A 22,177-nucleotide genomic window follows, 5' to 3' on the forward strand; every position below is an offset into this window, starting at 1 on the left:
CGACGGCCTCACGGCCGGTGCCCGGACGCGGGCGATGTGGTGCTGGTGTCCCTTCCGATCAGTCGGCAACCCATCCAGGAATGTGAAAGTGATATGGATCAGACGCTGTCACGATGCCCGCACCCGCTCAGTCGCGACGCGGGCAAAGGCGAATACGCCACCGGTCAGTACCGCGGAATGCTGATGCGCGCCCTGGCGCTGAGGCCCGAGCAGCTCGTGCCCGTGATCGAGTCGTGTGTGGTGAGGTTTTCGCCGTTTTGAGTTGCTCAGGCCCTGTCCGGTGGAACTTCGCGGGCTCCCGCAGGGGCGCGGAGCTGTTCGGCCAGCCGGTCGAGTTCGGCCGCCGCGGCGGGCGAGGTGGCGTTGAGTCCGCTGTTCACGGCCGTTGGGCTCTTCAGGAAGCGCCGGAGCACGGCCACCAGGAGCCCTTGCGGCAGAGCCCGCAACGCGGCGAACGCGCGAGGTACCGGCGGCGTCTTCATCGCGGCGAGGTTCTGCCGCATGAGGCGGAGCATGCTGCGGACCGCGGCCGGGTCGTCGGCCAGCGCTACCGGGCCGCCCGCCGCGTGTACCGCCTGTCCGAGCGGGACTTCGAACGCGGCGTGCGTCCTGAGCCAGGCATCCATCCGCGGCTCGGCCTTGGCGTTGATCCCGGCGGTACGGAACGTCTCCACGATCCGTACCAGTCGAGGGGTGGTGCGGCCGTCGGGCTCGCCGATCGGTATCGCGACCCGGCGGGTGATGAAGTTGGTCTTGCGGTAGCGGATCACGTCGCCGTCCATCGTGCCGCCGGTCGTGGGGAAGCCGAGCAGCACCCGCTCGTGGCCGATCACCGCGCCCAGCGTCTCCGGGCCGGCTGCCCAGTTGAGCAGGAACAGCACGTCACCTTTGACACCGGCGAGTGATTCCAGCACCGCGTCCATCTGGTGGGTGCGGACGAAGACGGTGATCAGGTCGTACCCGCTGTCCGGGTGCTCGATCACCGGTACCGGCACCCGCCTGGCAGCCGGGCCGTCTTCCTCGGCGAGCCGCACTCCGTGCCGGCGCAGGGCGGTCAGGCGCTCGCCCCGGGCGAGGAGCGAGACGTCATGGCCGGCCTCGTGCATGCGGGCGGCGAACAGGCTGCCGCAAACCCCGGCGCCGTACACGAGCAGCTTCATGACAGCCCTCTTCCATACGTTCGTTTGATTCATACGTTCGTTTCATTCAAACATATGTAGAGTCCCTCGTGTGGCGACCCCAGACACCCGCACCCAGATCCTCGACGCGGCCGAGCACCTCTTCGCCGAGCACGGATACCGCGGCACCTCGGTCCGCGCGATCACCAAACTCGCCGGAGCGAACCTGGCCGCCGTCGGCTACTACTTCGGCTCGAAGGCGGAGCTGATGGCCGCGGTCGCCCGCCGCGTGATCGAGCCCATCAACGCCGCCCAGAGCGCCGGGCTCGACAGACTGCTCGCCCGGACCCCCGAGCCATCGGTCGGCGAACTGGTGGAGGCATTCGCGGGGCCGCTGTTCGACGAGATGCCGGCCGGCGACGAGGGAAGCGCCCGGACGTCCCGGCTGATCGTGACGATCCTCAGCGACCCGGCCGAGGAGGCACGCAGCTGGACCGGCCCGGCCGAGGCCTCGGTCCGCGAGCGCTACCTCGCGGCCTTCGCGCGCGTACTGCCCGGCCTTTCCCCGGAAGAGCTGTGGTTCCGGATGCGGGGGATCCTTGCCGTGACGGCCGTCGACCGCCTTGAGGTCCACCAGCAGCCGTCCCCGGGCTGCGTGTCCCCGGCGGCGGGCGAGGCGGCCCGGCGATGGGCGATCACGTTCCTGACGGCAGCGACGAGCGCGCCCCCGACCCGGACCTGACGCCCCAAGACCCGGGCCTTTGGGCCCGCCGCTTGGTCACTCCGCCGCGAAGTCCGCCAGATCACCCCGGACCGCAGCCAACTCCCCACTCGGCACACCCGATCGAGGGTGAGCTTGGCGTTGAACCATCCAACAACTTCGACCGTAGTTGATCAACACAGGGGCCACAGAGCCCGATGGATGAACACGGGGATCCCTGAATCATCTGTTCCAGAATACCGATCGGAAGACGTGTGCCTGTACTTTGCTGCCCAGCAGTCGATGTACCCGAATACACGATCAGCATGCAGGAGACGCTTGAGCTCGCGGAGCGCCTCCACCCTGATCACGATCAGCTGCCGTTGGCGCTCAAGCTGATCGAAAATACCGGAGTACGGACCCGGCATCTGGTTCAGCCCATCGAAAGAACCCTGGCGCATCCGGGATTTGAGGAACGCAACCGAATTCATCTCCAGGAAGCGAAGGCCCGGATCCCGGCCGTGGTCGAGCGGGCGCTGCGGAATGCCGCGCTCAGTGCCGACCAGGTTGATGCCATCATCTACGTGTCGTGCACGGGATACAGCATGCCGTCCCTGACCGCATGGATGATCAACAACCTGGGGTTTCGGGCGGACACACGCCAGTTGCCCATCTCGCAGATGGGTTGCGCCGCGGGTGGCGCTGCCATCAATCGTGCCAGTGACTTCTGCCGGGCCCATGCCGACGCGAATGTCCTGATAGTTTCCTGTGAATTCTGTTCACTCTGCTATCAACCGACCGATATGACCGTGGGAAACCTGCTGTCCAACGGGTTGTTCGGGGACGCGGTGGCGGCCGCGGTCGTTCGTTCGGAGGGCGGCAGCGGAATACAGTTGGCGCGGAACGGATCGCACCTCGTGCCGAACACCGAGGATTGGATCTCGTACGCGGTGAAGGCCACCGGGTTCCATTTCCTGCTCGACCGAAGAGTTCCGGGGACGATGAAGCAACTCGCCCCTGCTCTCATCGATCTGGCCGACAAGCACGGGTGGGACGCGGGCGCGCTCGACTTCTACATCATTCACGCCGGCGGACCGAGGATCCTCGACGACCTGTCTCTTTTCCTCGGCGTCGATCCAGCCATGTTCTCCTACAGCCGCAGCACCCTGACGGAGTACGGGAACATCGCCTCCGCCGTCGTACTCGACGCCCTGCGCCGACTGATCGAATCGGGGACCGTGCCGCACGGGGCACGGGGGATGCTCGCCGGGTTCGGGCCTGGCATCACTGCCGAAATCGCGCTGGGCACCTGGGTCGCCCCTGACGCACAACTCTCCACGCCGCTCCCCTCTCACGAAGAAAAGGAATTCGCACTGTGACCATCTCGCCGAACGGCGTCAGTCAGCAGTTGACCATCGGAGGAGACCGTACGGTCAACCGGATCGGCTACGGCGCCATCAAGCTGACCGGGCCGGGATGCTGGGGGCCGCCGAAAGACCCGGATTCAGCTATCCGACTGCTGCGCCGCGCCGTGGAGTTGGGCGTCAACTTCATCAACACCGCGGATGCCTACGGGCCGGACTTCAACGAGCAGATCATCCGCGAAGCACTGCATCCATACCCCGAAGACCTGGTGATCTGCACCAAGGGCGGCTTGTTGCGGCGTGGCCCCGGAGACTGGCGGGAGGGGTACATCGCCGCTTGTGGCCGGCCCGAGTACCTGCGCCAGCAGGTCGAGATGAGCCTGCGCAACCTGGGTCTGGACTGTCTCGACCTGTATCAGCTGCACAGCATCGACCCGACTGTGCCCCTCACGGACCAGGTGGGTGAGCTGCGACGGCTTCAGGATGAGGGGAAGATCCGGCACATCGGGCTTTCCTCCCAACCCGGAGTGACGATAGAGCAGTTGAAGGAGGCGGCCAGTGTCGCCACGATCGCGTCGGTGGAGAACCTCTACAACATCGGCGACCGCACCGACGAGGCGGTCGTCAGGTATGCCGAGGAACACGGCATCGCCTACATCTGCTACTGGCCGCTGGGTAGCGGAAGCCTGCTGGCGTCGCACAGCAAGCTCGCCAAGGCGGCCGGCGAGATCGGAGTGAAGCCCGCCCAACTGGCCCTCGCCTGGCTGCTGCGCGACTCGCCCAGGACACTGCCGATCCCCGGCACAACGTCGATCGAGCACTTGGAGGAGAACCTGCGGGCGGCCGACATCCTGCTGGACGACGATCAGTGGGACGAGATCGCCCAAAGCTCCCGGGAGGAAGCTCCGACCCGGCCCTCCGCGCCCGTTCGGCGCGAACCGAAGGAACACCCGAACGTCGAAACCCTGCGATCGGTGTACGAGAACCTCTCATCCATCGGGGAGTACTCGGACGACGACGTCGTCCTGCACCCGGCCGGGCGCACCGAGCGCGATCCCGGAGATATCGTGGGCAAACCCGCGGTCGTGGCCCGGCAGGCGGCTCTTCTCGAACTTCACCACGGCACCACGGTGATGGAGCTGGAGAGCATCACCGCCAACGACTACTTCGGGGCGGTGCTGGGCACCGTGCACACTCAGTACCCGCAGGTCGCGGCAGTGCGGTTCTGCGGACTCTGGCGCTTCCGGGACGGCCGAATCGTGGAGCACTGGGAGAACGCCTACAACACTCAGGAAGCCCTGAAAAAGCTGACGCAGGCTCATGGCTGAGGAATCCCCGGTGGACGACAGCCGAGTCTGGGACTGCCCCTTCCAGCACAACGAGGCACTTGAGTTCGATCCGCTCATGCTGCGGCTGCTCAATGAGGACCCTGTGGCGCGGATACGCATGCGACACGGGAGCGGCGAGGCATGGCTGGTGTCCCGGTACCGAGACGTACAGGTGGTCACCTCGGACCGCCGATTCAGCCGGGCCGCCGGCATCGGCCGGGACCTGCCGCGGATGACGCCGCAGCCCATAGCGCACTCGGACGCGATCAACAACATGGACCCTCCTGAGCACACCCGGTTTCGCCGGGCGATCGCTCAGGGGTTCACCCGCCCCGCCGTCGAGCGTCTGCGGCCCCGCACCGAGCGAGTGGTGAATCAGCTGCTGGACAACATGGCCGGGACGAGCGCCCCGGCCGACCTGGTCCAGCACTTGTCCTCTCCACTGCCTCTGGCGGTGACGAGTGAGATGTTCGGCATCCCCGAACGTGATCGGAGCTGGTTCCAGGAACGGGCCGCGGCAGTCATGACGTTGGCGACCGGGCGGAGCGCCGAAGCAGCGCAGGCGAAGACGGATCTGCGCGGGTACTTCACCGAGCTGGCCGAGCGCAGGCGACGGGAGCCGGGTGACGACCTGCTGAGCGCGATGAGCAGGGCCGAAGGTGCCGACGAGCCGCTCACCGACACCGAGCTGGCCATGCTCGGGCAGGTGATCGTGGTCGCATCCGACACGTTGACCTTCGAGATCAGCAATTTGATCTACACCTTGCTCACCAGGGACACCCTCCTCGCCGAGCTCCGGACACGGCCCGAGCGGCTCCCTGCCGCGATAGAGGAGATGCTGCGGTTCATTCCCTTCCGACAGGGCGTCGGTATTCCACGGGTGGCCACCGAGGACGTGGAGCTGAGCGGGACAAGGATCCAAGCTGGTGACGCGGTACACGTGTCGTACCTGAACGCCAACCGGGACGGCGAAGTGTTCACCCGCCCGCACGAGTTGGACCCGCGACGGGAATCGGCGCAGCACATGGTGTTCGGATACGGCCCGCACCGGTGTCCCGGCGCGCAGTTGGCCCGGATGGAGATGCAGGTCGCCTTGGCGGCGCTCCTGCGCCGCTTCCCGAAGCTGCGGCTGGCAGGCGAGCCCGGCGACATCGTGTGGAACGCGGAGTCCATCTGGCGGTTCCCGCTCGCGCTTCCGGTCCGCTGGTAAGGCTCCGGGGCACCGCTGTCTGACAGACCGCCACGGTGGGACCGATTGAACCGTTCACGCGGGTTCCTCGTGGTGGTCCCCGGGCGGCGACGAAGCAGGTGTGGTGATGGTCGGCGCGGCCTCGCCGTTCGTTTCGCTCCGCATCGGTCCCGGAGGCCCGTCTTGCGTTCCTCGCGCCGTACACAGGTCTCTCGCGCCACCGAGGCGCTACCGGGGAGCGGACGGAGCGAACGGATACGAGAGATCGATCTGCTGCGCGGATTCGCCCTGCTGGGCATTCTCCTGGTCAATCTCCCGGCCATGGCCGGACCGCATATTGGTCCGGAGGGCGAACTGTCCGTGTGGTGGGTGGACGAGGCGGCCGACTGGCTCGTCACGGTCCTGGTCAGTGCCAAGTTCTACCTGCTCTTCTCCTTCCTGTTCGGTTACAGCTTCACGTTGCAGAGGGCCTCGGCCGAGCGCGCGGGGGTGCCGTTCGCTCCTCGGCATCTGCGCCGGTTGAGCTGCCTGTTCCTCCTGGGGCTCGTGCACGGTGTCTTCCTCTTCTCCGGCGATGTCCTGCTGGTCTACGCGGTGCTGAGCCTCGTCCTCTTCGCGGTCAGGGACATCGAGCCCCGGACCGCCGTACGGGCGGCGGCCTGTCTTGTCATCGGTGTCGCGGTATGTCTGCTGGTCTGGGGCCTGTCGACGGTCGCCTACGCGGAGCCGATGAATCCGCGGGACCGCACGGCCGCGATCCAGGAGATCGCGGCTGCCTACCAGGGAGACTTCGGCTCCGTCGTCCGGGCCAATCTGGGGTCATTGCACGACTCCCTGGGCTGGAGCGTCCTGTACGGCGCCGACATGCTGGCGGCCTTCCTGGTGGGACTCGCCGCCGGCAAGCGCGAGCTGCTCACCGACACCGGCCGGCACCGTGCCCGGATGGTGCGGATCGTCGTACGCGCCCTGCCCGTCGGCCTGGCGGGGAGCGTCTTCATGGCCATCTGCCGCAACGGGCCGCTGGACGCCCGGTGGTACGACGTCGGCTCGGCCGTCGGCGTGCTCACCGCCCCGGCGCTGACGGCCGCGTACGTCTGCGGGCTGCTGCTTCTGCTGCGCTCCCGGCCCGGCGGCCGGGCCGCCGGCGCCCTGGCCGGGGCCGGCCGGCTGGCCCTGACCCACTACCTCACACAGTCTGTGGTGATGGCGCTGGTCTTCACCGGTTACGGACTGGCCTGGTACGGCCGCCATGGCACCGCGGTGCTGCTGGTGGGATGCTTCGCCCTGTACGCGGCGCAACTCGCGTACGGCGGGTGGCTGTTGCGCCATGTCCGGTACGGACCGGCCGAATGGCTGCTGCGCGCGGCGACGCTGGCCCGCAGGCCCTGAGATCTACCCGTACGGCTTGTCCAGGGACACCGCGTCCCTCTCCCACCTGTTCATGGTGTCGTCGGGAGCGTGGGCACCGCTGCCGGACCAGGCGCGGGCCGCCCGCTCGGTGATGGCGGCCGTCTCGGCCTTGGCCGCCGCCGAGATGGCAGCGGCGTTGGGCTCCTTGTACCAGGGGCGCAGACGGATCAGGGCCGGCCGTACACCGGTGGCCAGCAACAGGGCGGTGCCCTTGGGCAGCGCTCGTATCCGGTCCGCGGGCAGCACCGGGTCCAGCCGGTAGGAGTACGAGTGGGAGCCGCCGTCCTTGCTCTTGGAGTAGGACGCGGTGCGTACGTCGTGGTTGCCGACGAGTTTGGAGATCTTCTCCACGAAGTCGGCGTCGTCCAGGCCGGCGCCGAGCAGCTTGATGGTGGCCGCGCTCCACAGGGCGTCCATGCCCGCCTCGCCCCACACGCGGCTTCCCTGCCGGTAACTCTGAAGCAGGGTCACGACGTTGATGCCGCGCGAGCCGAAGTGGCTGTAGAGGTCGGGCAGGTCGGAGATGCGGCAGACGTTGGCCGCCTCGTCGAGGACGGCGGTCATCGGAGGGTCGAGCCGGCCGCCCATGCGCTCGGCGGCCACCACGCCCGCGCGCATTGTCGCGTCGGCGAGCCCCGCGATCACTCCCGCCGCCGAGCCACCGCCGTCCTTCGACAGCAGATAGAGGGTGTCGGTGGCCAGTACGTGCTCGTGCGGCTTGAACTGCGGCAGTGCGGGATCGGGCGTCACCCAGGCCACGATCTCCGGGTCGAGCAGGCAGGCCACGCACTGCCGGGCGGTCTCGTAGATGCCGTCGCGGGTCTCCACCGCGCCCCGGACCGTGCCCTGCAACTGCTCGGCCATGGCGATCATGTCGACATCCCGCAGCAGGTCGATCGGCGTGCGGTCGGCGGGGTCCGCGAGCCATGCCAGCAGGTCGAGCACGGATGCCTTGCCTCGTGCGGCGGCGAGGAACAGGGCGGTGAGGGTGTTCTGGGCCGCGGAGATCCAGAAGTCCTTCTTCGACTGGTCGTCGTTGACGGAGGCGACGAAGTGCCCGGCCAGACGGCGGGCGCCCTCGATGGTGTGGCAGTCGGCGAGGATGTCCCACCACATCTCGCGCGGGGTGTGGGCGATCCCCTGCGGGTCGAACGTCCAGACCCGGCCCGCCTCTTCGCGTGCGGCGCGGGTGACGGAGTAGACGTCGGACTTGTTGGAGGTCAGCAGCACCGCTCCCTGGGCGCGCAGCACGCGCGGGACGGCGATGCCGGTGGACTTGCCGGCACGCGGGGCCATCAGGTCCAGCTCCACGTCTTCGTAGGACGAGCGCAGTTCGGGGCCGCTGGGATCGAGGTCGCCGAGAAGGTTGCCCGTCTCGTCGGGGTGCAGATGCCGGCGGCCCTTGAGCGAGGGGCGCAGGTCGCGGGCCCGTTCCTCGATGCCGGCCGGGGCCAGGGCGGCCAGTTCCCGGCCCCCTGCCAGCCCCTTGGGCCGGGCGGCACGCCGCAACACCCACCGTACGACCAGCACGCCGACGGCGACGGCCGAGCCGAAGACCAGGACGACGCCCGCGACCACACCGGCGGGCGAGGCGTCCGGCCAGAGTGCCGACGGCCCGTCGGTGAAGAGGGTGGCGAACGAAGCCAGGGCGAACGGCGGAGGATGCCAGCCGGCGCCGGTCAGCGCCGCGCCCAGCGTGCCGCCGAGCCATACGCCCCCGAACACCACCAGGCTCACGCCCGCCACGGCGACGATCGCCCAGGGTGCCAGCTCGCCGCCGAGGCTCCTGCCCTTGGCCGCAGTCGCGCTCACGCGGTCCAATTCCTTTCTGTCTCCGACAACTTGGAGAGGTCGGGAACATGCGCGGACGCCTGCTCGATGACGGGATCGTTCGACGCCCAGCGTTTGTTGGTGTCGTGCAGGCGCCGTTCGGTGTCGGTGATCGCGACCTGGATCGGGATACCGGGCCGGCCACCGACCTTGATCAGGAAACGGCCGCGGCCGGGCGGCTCCTCGCGGTCCCCGTGCGCCGCCCAGCCCGGGGGCGAGGACCACGAGGAGACCAGATCGATCTCCCGCCGGGACAGGCCGACGATCTGGCCCAGCTCCTCCATCTCCTGGCGCGGCAGCCCCGCGCACACCACCATGCCGGCGCGTTCGACGAAACCACGTGCCTTGACCCGGTCGGAGTCGGTGCCCAGTGCCTCGGCGTCCTTCAGAGTGTGGGTGATCTTGGCGTCGCCCAGGCCGAGGCTCCGGTTGAGCCGGGTCAGGGCGTCGATACGGTCCACGATGCCCGAGGCCGCGCGCAGCGGTCTCCACAGCTCGTCGAGCACCGTGAAGAACCAGCGCCGGGGCCGCAGTCCGGCGTCCGCCAGGGCGTGCGAGGCGGCCACGGTGCCCAGGCCGTCGGACCAGGCGGCCAGCATCGCCGCCGCGGTGAGCTGGGTGTCCGCCTCGCCGATCCGGGAGATGTCCACGCACACCGCCGGTGAGTCCAGGTCGATGCGGGTGGACGTCTCGGAGGCGAACGTGTCGCCCAACGGCCCGTCGAGGATGCCCAGCAGTGAGCGGTGCAGGGGGTCCACGGCGTCGCGGTAGCGGGTCTCGTCCCCGCGGTCCAGGGTCACCGCCCGTACCCGGTCCGGCCCCTCGGTGATGATCTGGAGCAGATCGGGCAGCAGCGGCTGGCGGCCGGGCGGTGTGTGCTCGCGCAGATGGTGCAGCGCCGCGGACAGCACCGACTGCTCGTGGTCGTCGACGGGACGGTCGCGCACGATGGTGACCAGGGCGGCGACCATGTTGAGCACACGGCCGTGGGTCTCGGCCATCAGCACCCGGCCGGCCTCGCCGCCGATGCGCTCGGCGGCGGCGCCCATGGCCCCGGGGTCCAGGACGTTGATGCCGCCCACTCCGCGCCCGATGGAGATGACCTGTCCGCCCAAGGCGCGCACGGTGTCGGCGTAGTCGGGCTTGAGGTCGCCCAGCACCAGCGGCACCACACCGGTGGCGGCCAGCCCGATGAGCATCCGGTTGACCAGGGTGGACTTGCCCAGACCCGGCATACCGAGCATGAACAGCGAGGGGTTGGAGATGTACTGGGCGCGGGTGAACCACGACAGCGGGTCGCCGCAGACGGTGGCTCCGGTGAACAGGTGCTGGCCGAGCGGGACGCCGCTCATCGGCGCGCCGGAGCCCGCCGCGAACGGCCACAGGCCGCATGCCTGCACGGTCGTCGCCCGCCACATGGTCGGCGGGTCCACGTTGGCCACCTGGCCGCCGCCAGGGCCGGGCCAGCCGCGCGGCGGTACCAGCGGGGCCCTGGGGCGCGGGGGAGCCTTCTTGCTCTTGGTCCGGGGCGTGTTCCTCATGCTCACAAGGCCTCCTTCAATTCGCGCGGGACCAGGGTGTACTCCCACGGCAGGATCCCGACCGGCAGCGTGCAGCTGAACGCCGCCGCCTGCATCCGGTCGGCCGGACGCATCATCAGGCGCGCTCCGGCCAGTTGGTTGCGCACCGACGTGTTGGCGTCGTCGAGATCCTCGACGCTGTCGACCGTCACCGTGACCATCAGTGAGAACTCGATCAGACCGGCGCCGCTGGCCTCCTCCACCGCCGTCTGCTCGGTGGCCTGTACCTCGTTGGCGGCACGTGCCTGCACCATGCCGCGCTTCGAGGTCGCCATGAACTGCGCCGCCCGCCGGTCGGCCTCGACGATGCGCGCCGAGGTCGCCGGGTCGATGGGGCGGTAGAGCAGGGCCACGCGCTTGCGGCGGGTGCCATCGGTGGCCTCCAGCAGTCCCTGCAGCACTTGGGCACGCACCGTGCCACGTGGTGCGATGGTGAGCAGCCAGGTCCGGGACACTCCTGAGTCGTGCTGATAGGAGTTGGCCGTTTCCACAGTCGCCGTGGGACCGGCGTCCTCCCAGTCCAGACCGGTTCCGCCGTACTGCGCGCGGGCGTCGAGGACGTCCCCTGCCACGGCCGGGTCGTAGGCCACCCGTACGACTTCCGCGACGCGCTCGGCCGACAGCGGGGCCGCGGGGCCGCCGCCCGCGGCCATCAGTCCCGACAGCAGGCCGGGGATGCGGATGGCGAGATCGGTGATGATGTCGTCGCCCTTGCGTTTCTGGCCGTTGGGATTTCCGTAGGTCAGCGAGATGTAGGTGTGCATCTCCGAGGACGCGGTCGGATACCGATGCACCACTTCCTCCATCACGGCCCGTGCCGCCTCCGGGGCGTCGGGATGAATGCGGGGCAGCAGTTCGTTGGCCAGCCTGTTTCCCGTGTCCGGGGCGGTCTCGACCACCACCGCGGCCCCGCGCAGGCCCGGTTCGGAGGACAGCCGGGCCAGCCAGTGGCCCCATGACGCCACCCAGGTGTCCACCTGGTCGGCGTCGACCAGGGAACCGCCGTCGGGTTCACACTCGAGCACGATGGTGTAGAGGTTCCGGCTGCGGTGGTGGACCACACCGAACGGCTGGTCATAGGCGTCCCTGCCCTCCTTGAGCGTGACCCGGCTCAGCAGTCCCGGCGGACGGAACCGGCCCCCCGGCCGCGGCGCCAGCGGACCGGAGACATAGGTGGTCGATCCCTTGGCCTTGCGACGGAACCAGCTGACGCGCAGGGCGAAGAGCTGATAGACGTTGCGCCCGTCCTGCGTGCGCGCGGCCAGCGGCAGCAGCAGGAAGACCTGCATGACGACAAGGATCAGAGTGACTTGCAACGAGATCAGCGACGCGATGAGGTCGAGGATGATCCCGCCGAACACTCCGATGGTGCCGACGAGGCCGAGCGGCCCCAGGCCGGGCCGTCTGGGCCTGCGCCAGTTCCCGTATGTGGGATGGACGACAGGAGCTTGGGTGGACATGGGGAGTACCTGCTTCGCTTACGGTGAGTGGATCGTGGGCCGTCCTGGACCGAATCTGGGTCCGGGCCGGGGGAGGTCCGGACGCCGGACCACGAGGGTGAGCGCGGCCGATGGGCGGGAAGGAACCCGCGGTACACCGGTCTGGCGTCGCTCACCTGTCGCGGGGGAGGTCTTTGTACATACCGTCGTCAATAGCTTTGTTGTATTCGTTCTGGTACCACGCCTCGGAGTACGGCTTGGGCCCGGATCTGCCTGACGAGGATCCGCTGCTGCTGCTTCCGCCGCTGCCCGACGGTGAGCTGTCTTTGGCGCCCGAGGATTCGTCTCCGCCTCCGCTTCCGCCGCTGCCCGACGGCGAGCTGCCTCCGCCCCCGTTGCCCGAGGATCCGTCTCCGCCGCCTCCGCCCGACGGTGAGCTGTCTTTGTCTTTGCCGCCCGACGATTCGCCCCCGCCGCCTCCGCCTGACGGCGAGCTGTCCTTGCCTCCGCCCCCGCCGCCCAAAGAGCTGGCTCCCGAGGGCTTGGCCGCCCCGGCGGCACCGCCCGCGAGAGAGGCCGCCCCTCCGCCGATCGCCTTCGCGCCGGTGGCGATGCCCCCGGCGATGCCGCTGACCATTTTGTCGGCCCCGTCGCTCCCGAGAGACTCCATCGCCGGAACGATCACTCTCATCAGCGCGGGCAGAGCGACGGCCGAAAGCAGAAGCACCCCCATTCCGGCGACTTGGACGTTGACTTCGCTCGCCCCTTCGCCTGGGACTCCGGTCGCTTTTGAGTTCACCATGACGGACCCCGAGAAGAACACGAGGCTGACCACGGGCTTGTACAGCAGCCACGCGATCAGCCACCCCATGTGCTTCTTCCACCAGGTGCCGCCCCACTCGGTCATGGAGGCGGCGGCGGCCAGGGGGAGCGTGCCCATCAGGATGATCATCACGCCGAGCCGGATCCACATCAGAAGCGCGTGGATGATGCCGGCGACGATGAGGAGGCAGCCGATGATCAGCAGCAACATGGCCGGGACCCTGTCGCTGCAGTCGATGCCGTCCATCAGGTTCTCGAGGGCGCCGGTGAACAGGTGGGCGGAGTATCTGTCCATGAGGGCGGTGAACGTGATGAGCACGCTGCTCGCGAGCGTGTTGACCAAAGTGATCCGCAGGACGCCCTTCAGCGCGGTCTCGCCGCTGTCGGCCTTCCTGTCCAGGGCCATTTTGACCGCGGCGAAGAGGATCGAGCCGACTGCCAGATACATGACGATCCACTGCGTCTGACGGTCGATCACATCCGACGACTCCTGGTCGTACGAACCGATGCTGCCCACAGCGTCGAAGATGCTCAAGGCGCCGCGCATCGCGATCTTGGCCACCATCCTCATCATCTCGCCGATCGGATCGCCGAAGATCAATTCGCCGATGTCGATGCCGCCGTCGCAGCCCGCGGCCAAGTACATGTCATTCTCCCCATGCGGAGAAGCCGCTGGGCTTCGCCTGCCGTACTTGTGTGTAGAGCGACCCGTCGTCCAGAAGGGCCACCTTCCAGTCGCCGTCCCGCCAGCGCAGGGACACCGATGTGCTCAGGTAGCCGCCCACGGGATTGGTGAGGAGCAGCCGTACGGTCGCGGATTCAGCCGAGTAGGACGCCAGTGAGAAGCCCACGAACCGCCCGCTGAGGTCCGCCTCAGGATCCTTCGTACCGGTATCGGCTTTGGTGGTGACGAATCTGTCGCGCGGCCTCCCGGGCACGAGTTGCTGCTCCGCCGCGGCGCGCCACCCGGTGCCGCTCAACTGGACGGGAATGACGTGCGCCGCCAGTACCGCGCCCGTGGGCGTGTGGGCGAAACACCACCACACGGAGCTGTCGGTGTGCAGCGGACCGGCTGACGCCGACGTGGGAACCATGACGGTGACGAGCTTTCGCCACCGCAGATCCCTCGGTGTGGTGGTCGGCCGCGAGGTGTCCCGGTCGTCGGTACGGCAGTTCTCCGGACGGCCTCGCGGACCGCCCCGGACCTTTTGTGGATCGCCGGGGGACAGAGGGCCGCTCAGCCCGGACAGCAACTCTCGGCTGTCGGCCACGATCCCGGTTTCCTTGGCGGGGATGCCGTTGGTGGCGCCGGTCGAGAGGGCCACCAGCGACATGACCACGAGAAAGCCGAGGAACCCGGCCGCGGCGATCCAGCCGCGTTGCTTGTAGAAGGGCCCGTCGAGGGGCTTCCGTTTTCGTAGCGAGCGGAACATGTTGATGTTCTCTTCGGCGGGATTACGCCGCGAAGAAGAAGGTGACTACGGGGCCCGCGGTGGAGACGAGGACGCAGCCTCCCAGCACCATGCCCAGGCGGCTCATGTGCTCGGAACCCTCCCCGCGCTTCACGGACGCGGCCATCATGACTCCGGTGATGATGATTCCCGCCACACCGGCGGCGGTGCCTGCCCAAGCAGCGATCCCCAGAACGGTGTTGACGGCATCGGCCAGTTCTTGAGGGGCCTTCCGCTCCGGCTCGGGAACCTTGTCGGTGGCCAGATAGTCCCAGCCCTTGGCGGAGAGAGCGCGCAATGTGTCCTTCATCAGTGTCTCCGTTTTCATCACAAGTCAAAGTCGAATATTCACGTATTCACGTGCGGTCAGCGCAGGAGATAAGGCCAGATCACGAAGTTGACGAGCGGCCCCGCGGCGACGCCGAGGATGCAGGAACCCAGGATGATGACGATCCCTCGGAAGTAGGTCGCCCCTTCACCCATTTCTCCGGCCCGCAGACGCATGGCCATCTGTATGCCAATGAAGATCACGCCCCCCACGGCGGCGGCCGTCACGAGCCAGGAGAGAACACCCAGCAGCTCACCCGCCTCGGGGTTCGGAATGAACTTTTTGTCTTTGTCGGGCCCGTACTCAAGGTCCCCGGGTGACCACGAGGGGCGGGGGACCTGCGCGGGGTTCATCGGTTTCCCGCCGTACGTCCGGTCGGGCCGGCGGCGAGCTCCGCCAGCGCACGTACCTCTTTCGGCAGCGGATCCACCTCCTCGCCGAGGCGCCACGCCGGAATCCACGGAACGCGGTGGACCTCGGCCGCCGAACGCAGTACGCGTACGCGTCGGCCGAGTTGGCGCGGCAGGCGGCCCGGCGCGTCGGCGACGAGCACGAGGGCGATGAGGTGCACCCCGTCGGGGTGTTCTCCGGTGCGCAGTGCGTTCAGCGCCTGGGACGCCGCCCGCATGCCACCGGCATGGGTGCGGGCCACCAACAACACTCCGCCGGGTTCGCCCCGGGCCGGTTCGGGCCACCGAAGGCGCAGGTCCGCCCCGCCCAGCACCCGCGCGAGCGTGCTCGCCCCGCCACCGCCGTGCGCGTTGACCCAGGCGACCCGCTGCCCCCGGTGCGGCGAGGGCGCGCGTGGAGCGGGCGCGGGCGCGTCGGGGCGCGTGGTCCTCCCCGCTGAGCGCGGTGACACGGCTGTCGCCGGGGCGTCCTGCTGGGTCGCCGGCCCACGAATCCACATCTGTGGGCCGGCCAATGTCGACGGTGGAAGATCCATGGGCGTCCACCCTCCTCTCGGTTCCGAACTACTACGGCGGATCCCGCATTGAACTGATCGGCCGCTTCGTCCGTTGCGCCGGTGCGGGCCCGCGGTGATCCGTCGGGCAGCCACTACGGGAAAACCGATGACCTGGTTCAGCGCTGTTCGAAACCACGGCGTGGGCCCGATCACGAGAGGAGCGACTGGACGTGGGTGCGGACACCAGCGGGCAAGCCACCAAAGGTACGAACGCCGTGCTCATCGCCGCCGGCGCGGGTACGGCTCTCACTGGGTGCGCGCTTTTCCCGCTGATCGTCCTGATCATCCTGGTCGGAGCGATCGTGATATTCGTCATCTATGTCTTCTTCCTCCCCCTGGTCCTCATTTGCGAGATCTTCGGCTGCGGGGGAGGCGACGGCGAAGCGACGGGGGACAGCGACAAGGTCGCCGAGGCGTTCGGCGGCGACGGGCGGGGCGAGTTGTACGAACCGAGCGTGCCCGCGCAGTTCCGTGAGCACATCAAGAACGCCGGGGCCGAATGCACACAGATCGGCCCGATCGTCATCGCCTCGCAGATCCAGTACGAGTCCATGTTCAACGAGAAACTCGTCGGGCCCGACGGGGCCGAGGGGATCTCCCAGTTGCCCCCGGACAAGTTCGACGAGTTCGGCGAGGACGAGGACGACAACGACGAGACCTCGGCCCTGGACGCGGCGGACTCGATCATGGCGCAGGGCAAGTACATGTGCTCACTGGCCGAGGACATCGACGAACTCGTCGCCAACAACGAAGTCAAGGGAGATCTCCTCGACTTGACCCTGGCGGCGTACCACGTGGGCTTGGACGCGGTCAAACAGGCGAAGGGCATGCCGGACCACTCCGGCGCGCAGAGCTACGTCTACGGCGTCAGGAGCTCGTTCGCCGTGTACTCGGGTGTCGTCAAGGTGCCCGAAGGATCCGCGTACCCCTCCATCAGCCCACTGCCGTTCGACAGCATCAACCCGTCGCCCACCGGTGGGCAGTGACCAGGACAGTGAAGGAGTCATCGGGTGCTCAGGAAACGCGCCGGGCAGGTCCGCGCGGGACAGGAAGACGCGGAGCGGGGGGCGGTGGCGGTGGTCTCCGTGGAGGTGTTCATCGACCCCGACGGCCGTGTGACGGTCGACGGTGCGCCCTTTCCGCTGCCGGACGGCGAACCGGTCAACGTGGCCGTGCTCGACACGATGCAGCGCCGGGCGCGGGCCGGTGGCGGACCCGTCGAGGCGACGATCGTCGACCGGCGTGCGGGGTATGCCACCCGTGTCGAGGTCACCGCCGACGGGTCGAGCCGCATCGTGCGGCACGAGAGGTACCGGGAGTTGACCGAGACGGACCCGTCCGCGGAGGGGCCGGGGCCGGCGGACTCCGGGCCGGACGGGCAGCGACCGGCCGAACCGCCTTCCGCCGGACTGTCGTTGGTCCCCGGCCCCTCGCCCGACGCACCGCCCGGCGAAGGCACACCATCCACCGACGCGGGTGTACCCGTGCTTGTCCCGGACCAACTCGCCGGACTCGTCGCGAGTATCGGTCATGCCATCGACACCGGAGCGCGGGAGCGGGCGGCGGCGCTCGCCTTCCGGCTGCGGGAGCACACCGCGCGCACCTTCGGCGCCGAACACCTGTACACGCTGGAGGCACAGGCCCTGGAGGCGTACGCCGCGTACAAGGGCGGCAACCACGCCGCCGCGACGCTCACCTGCCTTGAACTCGCCAAGATCCGGCATCAGCAGGGCGACCCGCGCGCCCATGAGGATCTGCTGCGGGCAGTCGCCGTGTGGTGGCTGATCGACGACCTGCCGTCCGCCGTCGATCACGGCCGGACCCTGCTCACCGCGTGGTCCCGGCTCGCGGAGGAAGGCTGTGTGGCCGTGGGGGACGTCGAGTTGGTGAGGGGCGTGGATCGCCGTATACGCGCTCTCGCCACCGAGGCCGCCATGTCCGAGACCGGCGTGGCCTGAAGGGGAACGCGCAGGTCGACGTGGGGGGAGCGCCCAGGGAGAGGAGCGCCCCCGTCCGATATTCCGCCCTCCGGTTACTGCTGAGTTTGGCTGAATCGGACGTTTAAACGTCAATCGAACGTCAACGCGACGTGGAGTCCCACGAGTAACACTCCCTCCGAATCGGGGCCGCCTGGCGCGGTCTTGAGACCTGACCTTCCCCCGAGGTCATGCAGCGAGGGAGTAAGTACGTGAGCGGCACAGTGATGGGCTCCTTGGGCGCGGCCAGCGCCGGAGAACGCGCGATGCGCACACTCCACGACGATCAGGCGGGCGCGCTCTACGCCTACGTGGTACGGCTGTTGAACGGTGACCGGTACAAGGCCGAGGACGTGGTGCAGGAGACCCTGCTGCGCTGCTGGCGGACACAGGACCTGACTGACGGCCGGCAGTTGCGGCCGTGGTTGTTCAGAGTCGCCCGCAACCTCGTCGTCGACGAGTTCCGGATGCGCAAGACCCGTCCCCAGGAGGTCAACGGCAACATCTGGCTGGACGACTTGCTGACCAGTTCCGACGACGTGGACTGGCTGCTCTCCTCCCTGTTGCTGAAAGAGGCGTTCAAGAAGCTGTCACCCAACCATCGCGAGGCGCTGTACGAGACGTACTTCTCCGGCAGGTCGATGCGTGAGACGGGCCTGTTGCTCGGTATACCGGCGGGCACCGTCAAGTCGCGTGTGCATCACGCCTTACGCGCACTGCGGCTGGCCATGGAGGTTGGCGAAAGCCCCGACGGCCAGGTCGTCAAGAAGTCCGAGAAGCACCTGACCGCCGCCTGAGTCGCGCACCCGTCGGCCGGGCCCCGTACGGACCGGAATCAGCCCGCCTTCCGGGTGTCGACCGCGGGCCGTTCCCAGGTCGGCGCGGGACGGGGGGCTCGCGGGGCGGGTGGGTCCGCCACGACTCGTGGGGCGGGTGTGTCCGCCACAGACTGCTCCCGCGCGCCCGGTTCGCCCGCGTCCTGGGCCTTCAGCAGCCACTCCCGGTGTTCCAGGGCCGCGGCGAGGGCCTCGCCGGACCGGCCCGGGATCTGGTTGCGCATACGGATCACGTCGACCCCGGCGGACAGCGCCTGGCCCACGTGCGTCATCCGCATCCACAGCATTTCGGCGTGGCCCGCCGCGGTCTCGGCCTGCTCGGCGTCCCCCCGGTAGTGCCAGCGCTCGGCCACGTCGCGGTACAACTGGACGCCGCCGACCACGTCTCCGGCCAGGGCGGTGGCCCGTGCGTGGACCTCGCGGATACGCAGGGCCTCGGGGTGGGAGACCCCGAGGACCCCGGCCGCCTGCGCGTCGAGCCGGGCGGCGAGCTCGCCCGCCTGGTCGGTACGGCCCGCGTCGAGATGCTCCCGTACCTGGGCCAGGGACTCCGCGTACGTCTCGGCCCCCTTCGGCGCGCCGGGCCGGGGCCCGGAAGCGGCGGGGACGTCCGCCGCTTCCGCTGAGCGCGCCACCGGGCGCCTCCCCTTGCGCTTCTTCGGAGCCGTGGTGCGCGCGCCGCCGCCCGGCACCTCGCTCACCTCTCCCTCGGGCGAGACGATCAACTGCCATACGGCACCGCCCGGTTCGGTGGCCGTGGCCCGCACCGCACGTCCGAGCCGGGCGGCGGCGCCGGCCACGACCTCTATGGCGGCGGCGCGAGTGGCGTGCCCGGACAGGGGAATCAGAGGGCCCGAGGTGAGGATCCGGCCGTCGTCGTGCACGGTGAGGTCATAGACCGGCCAGGCGGGTACATCCGTGGATTCGCGCATCGTCGACAGAACCTTCCTACCGTGCAGTTGGACACTTGGTCTGATCCGGGGGACACCTCTAACGGACGGTGACCTCGGCGACCCGCCACGGCTTGTCGGTCGTCGTGCGGGTGAGCTGAACGTAGACGGAGGAGACGACGGGATCGCCCGTCCACCCCTCACTCCCCTTCGGGGTGGCGGTGACGGTCCACTGCCGCCACGCCTCGGTGCCGGTGTCCGGGGGCTTGGCGGCGTCCTCCGTCTTCTTCAGCGCGACGGTGGTACGGGCGCGGTGTCCGGCCCACTCCCGCCACTGGGCGCCGAGGACCGACTGGGGCCGGTGGGCGCGTACTTGGTCCGCGTACGCCCCGGTCAGCCACCCCGCTTCGGCGGCGCGCAGCTCGGCGTCGCGGGGCCCGCTGTCGGTGGTGGTGTCGTAGGTCCACAGGGCTTTGAGCGCGCCCTCACCGACCGCGTCGGCGTCGGTCCCGTCGACTTCCTGGGGCCGGACCGCGCTTCCGCGAGGAGCGTCTGTGCTCGTGGGCTCCGTGGGCTCCGGGAGTGCGGGTACGTCCGTATGCGGGGCGGACGGCGTCGGGTACGGGCCGGTGCCGGTCGCCAGAGGGGCCGACGGCTCCGGGAGCGCGCGTTCCCCACCGCCACCGCCGGAACCGCACCCGCCGGTGAGCAGACCGATCGCGAGCACCGTCGCCGCCGAGGCGGTGGTGGCCCATGTACGGGAGAAAGTCATCCGAACCGCCTGGCTGTCTGGGGCTTGCCCGCGTAGTAGGGCTCGTTCAGGTTGCTGATCTTGACCACGTCACCGGTCTTCGGCGAGTGGATGAACTGCCCCTGGCCGATGTAGATGCCGATGTGGTCGTAGCTGCCGTTCAGCTGGAACCCGATCACGTCGCCGGGCCGCAGGTCCTCGCGGGACACCGCCTTGCCCGCTGTGACCTGGAGTTGGCTGACGCGGGGGAGGAGAAGGCCGCCGCCGGAGGCGTGGTAGACCGCGTTCTGTACGAGGCTGGAGCAGTCGAACCCCACCGTGTTCGCGCCCTGCGCGAATCCGCGGCCGGGGCCCTCCGGACCGCCGCCGCCCCACGAGTACGGGGTGCCGAGCCATTTCTTGGCGTTGGCCACGACCCGGTCGCCGAACGCGCCGCCGCTCTCGGCCGGTTCGCCGCCGGTGTAACGCGACATCGAGGCGATGATCCTGGTGACGTAGCTCCCGGTCTCCGGGATCGGCGGCACGCCCCTGTACTGCTCGACCGCTCCGGGGCCCGCGTTGTAGGCGGCGAGCATCAGGCGGGTGAGGTCGCCGCCGATGTTCATCTCCCTGACCGTGTCGGCGAGCCAGCAGTCGTAGCGGGCTTGGGTCATGATCGCGTCTCCCGGGGTGAACGGGTCGGCCACACCGTCCGGTTCGGGACTGCCGTCCTTGCCGGCCGCGTCCACGCCCCAGGTCGCCCAGGTACTGGGGATGAATTGGCTCAGCCCTTCGGCCTGGGCATGGCTCACGGCGGTGGGATCCCAGCCCGACTCGGCCTCGATCTGCGCGGCCACCAGCGGGGCGCTGACCTCCGGGCAGAGAGCGCCGGCACGTTCGATCCACCGCACGTACTCGGGCGGTATGCGTTCGGTCGTGAGCCCGGTGACCAGTCCAACCGGTTCGACGTCCTGTTTCTGGCCGGCGGCCCCCAACACCGACAGACCGACCAGCGAGCCGACCAGTCCCAGGACGACGCACCCGGTGGCCAGAACGGCCGACCCGGTCCGGCCGGGACGGCTGCTCATCGGCGGTTTCCCACATGGTGCGCGACTATCCGAAAAGCCATGTGGTCCGACATGGGGGAAACAGTCCTTATCTGTCTTAGGTGCAAGAAAAGTAGTTTCTTGTGAATTGGCAACTCATGTGTATTATCGGCGCGTTGTGTTGACGGCCGAAGGAGATGTCTTGGCAGGGGATGAGCCGGTGGTCAATCCCTGGCTGCGTGCGGATCCTTCGGGGGCCACCAACGGAAAACCGGGGCGAACGGTTCAAGACACGGACACCGGGTTCTCCGGACCACGAGCACCTCAGGGCGCCGGAGTCCCCCCACCCGAGCGGGGGCTGCCCGTCGCTCATCCGCTCCTGAGCCGGGGGCAGTCCTGGTGGTGGCTCGGCGTACACGGCGGGGCGGGCGTCAGCACTCTGGAAGAGGTCGTGCCCGGGGGCCGGGACGCCGGCCGCGCCTGGCCGGTGACCACCGGGTCCCAGGCGGTGGTACTGGTGGCCCGCTCCACCGCGCGCGGCCTCGGCGCGGCGCGGAACGCCGCCCAGCAGTGGGCCTCGGGCACGGTCACCGGCATCGACCTGCTGGGTCTGGTCGTCGTCGCCGACGCCCCGGGCCGACGTCCCAAAGTCCTGCGGGACCGGGTGCAGTTGGTGTCCGGTGCCGTACCGAGGCTGTGGGAGATCCCGTGGGTGGAGCCCTGGCGGCTCGGCGAACCCCATGTGCCCAAGGAGTGCGCGGCGCTCGCCCGCGACCTGACCCGACTCACTCAACCCGCTTAGAAGGGAACCGAGTTGTCCAGCCTGATGGCGGCCCTCATGGACGCCTCACCGTATGTGGACCATGTCGTCGCCGCCTCCCCGGGGCCCTCGGGTGTGCCCGATGTCGGCGGGGGAGAGGCGCCCCCCGGAGCCGAAGACATGCTCAAGGTGCTCAGGTGGGTGGCCTGGAGCGTGACTGTTCTCTGTGTCGCGGGCATCTTCGGCGTCGCCGCGCGGATGGCGGTCGACCACTCCCGGGGAGGCGGCCGTGAACACGCCAGAGGACTCGGCTTCGTCCTGGGGGCATGCCTGCTCGTCGGCTCCGCCTCGGGCATCGTCGGCGCGTTCGTCTAGACGGGACGGACGGGAAGACCGCCCGTCCGCCCGGCCAC

General features: G+C 69.0%; 23 protein-coding genes. 11 read left to right on the forward strand and 12 right to left on the reverse strand.

The features are described from left to right. Positions 1-93: 93 nt before the first annotated feature. Positions 94-261 (forward strand): hypothetical protein, encoded by a 168-nt coding sequence (locus tag OIE74_RS27035; RefSeq protein ID WP_329388062.1) that lies wholly within the window; start codon positions 94-96, stop codon positions 259-261. A gap of 5 nt (positions 262-266) precedes the next feature. Here the strand turns inward: OIE74_RS27035 and OIE74_RS27040 are convergent, their stop codons facing one another. Beyond that, a complete protein-coding gene (locus OIE74_RS27040; RefSeq protein ID WP_329388064.1) occupies positions 267-1,160 on the reverse strand; it encodes a ketopantoate reductase family protein in 894 nt (297 codons plus the stop codon). A gap of 70 nt (positions 1,161-1,230) precedes the next feature. Here OIE74_RS27040 and OIE74_RS27045 point away from each other — a divergent pair, with 70 nt between their 5' ends. The 5 genes from OIE74_RS27045 (at position 1,231) to OIE74_RS27065 (ending at position 7,088) form a co-directional block, all read left to right on the forward strand. Beyond that, positions 1,231-1,860, forward strand: a complete 630-nt coding sequence (locus OIE74_RS27045; RefSeq protein ID WP_329388066.1) for a TetR/AcrR family transcriptional regulator — start codon at positions 1,231-1,233, stop codon at positions 1,858-1,860. 233 nt (positions 1,861-2,093) lie between these two features. Next, positions 2,094-3,197: a type III polyketide synthase gene (locus tag OIE74_RS27050; RefSeq protein ID WP_329388068.1), complete on the forward strand. Its 1,104-nt coding sequence runs from the start codon at positions 2,094-2,096 to the stop codon at positions 3,195-3,197. After that, on the forward strand, positions 3,194-4,510 hold the full coding sequence (locus OIE74_RS27055) for an aldo/keto reductase (RefSeq protein ID WP_329388070.1): 1,317 nt from the start codon (positions 3,194-3,196) through the stop codon (positions 4,508-4,510). Before OIE74_RS27050 ends, OIE74_RS27055 begins: the two co-directional genes overlap by 4 nt. Next, complete coding sequence (locus tag OIE74_RS27060; RefSeq protein WP_329388073.1) at positions 4,503-5,720, forward strand: cytochrome P450; 1,218 nt, start codon at positions 4,503-4,505, stop codon at positions 5,718-5,720. The genes OIE74_RS27055 and OIE74_RS27060 overlap by 8 nt, the downstream gene beginning before the upstream one ends. A gap of 162 nt (positions 5,721-5,882) precedes the next feature. Beyond that, a complete protein-coding gene (locus OIE74_RS27065) occupies positions 5,883-7,088 on the forward strand; it encodes a DUF418 domain-containing protein (protein ID WP_329388075.1) in 1,206 nt (401 codons plus the stop codon). A gap of 3 nt (positions 7,089-7,091) precedes the next feature. Here the strand turns inward: OIE74_RS27065 and OIE74_RS27070 are convergent, their stop codons facing one another. The 8 genes from OIE74_RS27070 to OIE74_RS27105 form a co-directional block, all read right to left on the reverse strand. Beyond that, a complete protein-coding gene (locus OIE74_RS27070; RefSeq protein WP_329388077.1) occupies positions 7,092-8,921 on the reverse strand; it encodes a type IV secretory system conjugative DNA transfer family protein in 1,830 nt (609 codons plus the stop codon). Then, positions 8,918-10,480, reverse strand: a complete 1,563-nt coding sequence (locus OIE74_RS27075) for an ATP/GTP-binding protein (RefSeq protein WP_329388079.1) — start codon at positions 10,478-10,480, stop codon at positions 8,918-8,920. The genes OIE74_RS27070 and OIE74_RS27075 overlap by 4 nt, the downstream gene beginning before the upstream one ends. Positions 10,481-10,482: 2 nt before the next feature. Next, positions 10,483-11,979 (reverse strand): SCO6880 family protein, encoded by a 1,497-nt coding sequence (locus OIE74_RS27080; protein WP_329388081.1) that lies wholly within the window; start codon positions 11,977-11,979, stop codon positions 10,483-10,485. 151 nt (positions 11,980-12,130) lie between these two features. Then, a complete protein-coding gene (locus OIE74_RS27085) occupies positions 12,131-13,426 on the reverse strand; it encodes a hypothetical protein (RefSeq protein ID WP_329388083.1) in 1,296 nt (431 codons plus the stop codon). A gap of 1 nt (position 13,427) precedes the next feature. Beyond that, positions 13,428-14,213 (reverse strand): hypothetical protein, encoded by a 786-nt coding sequence (locus OIE74_RS27090; protein ID WP_329388085.1) that lies wholly within the window; start codon positions 14,211-14,213, stop codon positions 13,428-13,430. 22 nt (positions 14,214-14,235) lie between these two features. Next, positions 14,236-14,541, reverse strand: coding sequence for a hypothetical protein (locus OIE74_RS27095; RefSeq protein ID WP_329388087.1), 306 nt, complete (start codon positions 14,539-14,541; stop codon positions 14,236-14,238). Positions 14,542-14,597: 56 nt separating this feature from the next. Beyond that, positions 14,598-14,912, reverse strand: coding sequence for a hypothetical protein (locus OIE74_RS27100; protein WP_329388089.1), 315 nt, complete (start codon positions 14,910-14,912; stop codon positions 14,598-14,600). Further along, the gene (locus tag OIE74_RS27105; RefSeq protein ID WP_329388091.1) at positions 14,909-15,421 is read right to left on the reverse strand and encodes a DUF6668 family protein; all 513 of its coding nucleotides are present in this window, start codon (positions 15,419-15,421) and stop codon (positions 14,909-14,911) included. Before OIE74_RS27105 ends, OIE74_RS27100 begins: the two co-directional genes overlap by 4 nt. 275 nt (positions 15,422-15,696) lie before the next feature. On the opposite strand from OIE74_RS27105, the gene OIE74_RS27110 reads away from it, so the two are divergent. The 3 genes from OIE74_RS27110 (at position 15,697) to OIE74_RS27120 (ending at position 18,299) form a co-directional block, all read left to right on the forward strand. Then, complete coding sequence (locus OIE74_RS27110; RefSeq protein WP_329388093.1) at positions 15,697-16,512, forward strand: transglycosylase SLT domain-containing protein; 816 nt, start codon at positions 15,697-15,699, stop codon at positions 16,510-16,512. A gap of 24 nt (positions 16,513-16,536) precedes the next feature. After that, on the forward strand, positions 16,537-17,484 hold the full coding sequence (locus OIE74_RS27115) for a hypothetical protein (protein WP_329388095.1): 948 nt from the start codon (positions 16,537-16,539) through the stop codon (positions 17,482-17,484). Positions 17,485-17,714: 230 nt separating this feature from the next. Further along, positions 17,715-18,299, forward strand: coding sequence for a sigma-70 family RNA polymerase sigma factor (locus OIE74_RS27120; RefSeq protein ID WP_329388097.1), 585 nt, complete (start codon positions 17,715-17,717; stop codon positions 18,297-18,299). A 38-nt stretch (positions 18,300-18,337) separates the two neighbouring features. Here the strand turns inward: OIE74_RS27120 and OIE74_RS27125 are convergent, their stop codons facing one another. Genes OIE74_RS27125 through OIE74_RS27135 form a run of 3 tightly spaced genes read right to left on the reverse strand, consistent with a single transcriptional unit; the run spans position 18,338 to position 21,046 of the window. Beyond that, on the reverse strand, positions 18,338-19,270 hold the full coding sequence (locus OIE74_RS27125; protein ID WP_329388099.1) for a hypothetical protein: 933 nt from the start codon (positions 19,268-19,270) through the stop codon (positions 18,338-18,340). A 58-nt stretch (positions 19,271-19,328) separates the two neighbouring features. Further along, complete coding sequence (locus OIE74_RS27130; RefSeq protein WP_329388100.1) at positions 19,329-20,000, reverse strand: hypothetical protein; 672 nt, start codon at positions 19,998-20,000, stop codon at positions 19,329-19,331. Further along, positions 19,997-21,046, reverse strand: coding sequence for a C40 family peptidase (locus OIE74_RS27135; protein WP_329388102.1), 1,050 nt, complete (start codon positions 21,044-21,046; stop codon positions 19,997-19,999). The genes OIE74_RS27130 and OIE74_RS27135 overlap by 4 nt, the downstream gene beginning before the upstream one ends. Before the next feature lie 160 nt (positions 21,047-21,206). On the opposite strand from OIE74_RS27135, the gene OIE74_RS27140 reads away from it, so the two are divergent. Next, entirely contained in the window at positions 21,207-21,806 is a 600-nt protein-coding gene (locus OIE74_RS27140; protein WP_329388104.1) for a DUF6668 family protein, read from the forward strand. A gap of 36 nt (positions 21,807-21,842) precedes the next feature. Next, a complete protein-coding gene (locus tag OIE74_RS27145) occupies positions 21,843-22,139 on the forward strand; it encodes a hypothetical protein (RefSeq protein WP_147879035.1) in 297 nt (98 codons plus the stop codon). Positions 22,140-22,177: the final 38 nt, after the last annotated feature.

This window comes from Streptomyces sp. NBC_01716 (genome assembly GCF_036248275.1).
Classification (GTDB): domain Bacteria; phylum Actinomycetota; class Actinomycetes; order Streptomycetales; family Streptomycetaceae; genus Streptomyces.

Bases quoted from the DNA above. Each gene is read 5' to 3' on its own strand.
- OIE74_RS27035 (WP_329388062.1), top strand. From the start codon at position 94: ATGGATCAGACGCTGTCACGATGCCCGCACCCGCTCAGTCGCGACGCG.
- OIE74_RS27040 (WP_329388064.1), bottom strand. From the start codon at position 1,160: ATGAAGCTGCTCGTGTACGGCGCCGGGGTTTGCGGCAGCCTGTTCGCC.
- OIE74_RS27060 (WP_329388073.1), top strand. From the start codon at position 4,503: ATGGCTGAGGAATCCCCGGTGGACGACAGCCGAGTCTGGGACTGCCCC.
- OIE74_RS27075 (WP_329388079.1), bottom strand. From the start codon at position 10,480: ATGAGGAACACGCCCCGGACCAAGAGCAAGAAGGCTCCCCCGCGCCCC.
- OIE74_RS27080 (WP_329388081.1), bottom strand. From the start codon at position 11,979: ATGTCCACCCAAGCTCCTGTCGTCCATCCCACATACGGGAACTGGCGC.
- OIE74_RS27085 (WP_329388083.1), bottom strand. From the start codon at position 13,426: ATGTACTTGGCCGCGGGCTGCGACGGCGGCATCGACATCGGCGAATTG.
- OIE74_RS27090 (WP_329388085.1), bottom strand. From the start codon at position 14,213: ATGTTCCGCTCGCTACGAAAACGGAAGCCCCTCGACGGGCCCTTCTAC.
- OIE74_RS27095 (WP_329388087.1), bottom strand. From the start codon at position 14,541: ATGAAGGACACATTGCGCGCTCTCTCCGCCAAGGGCTGGGACTATCTG.
- OIE74_RS27100 (WP_329388089.1), bottom strand. From the start codon at position 14,912: ATGAACCCCGCGCAGGTCCCCCGCCCCTCGTGGTCACCCGGGGACCTT.
- OIE74_RS27125 (WP_329388099.1), bottom strand. From the start codon at position 19,270: ATGCGCGAATCCACGGATGTACCCGCCTGGCCGGTCTATGACCTCACC.
- OIE74_RS27130 (WP_329388100.1), bottom strand. From the start codon at position 20,000: ATGACTTTCTCCCGTACATGGGCCACCACCGCCTCGGCGGCGACGGTG.
- OIE74_RS27135 (WP_329388102.1), bottom strand. From the start codon at position 21,046: ATGAGCAGCCGTCCCGGCCGGACCGGGTCGGCCGTTCTGGCCACCGGG.
- OIE74_RS27145 (WP_147879035.1), top strand. From the start codon at position 21,843: ATGGACGCCTCACCGTATGTGGACCATGTCGTCGCCGCCTCCCCGGGG.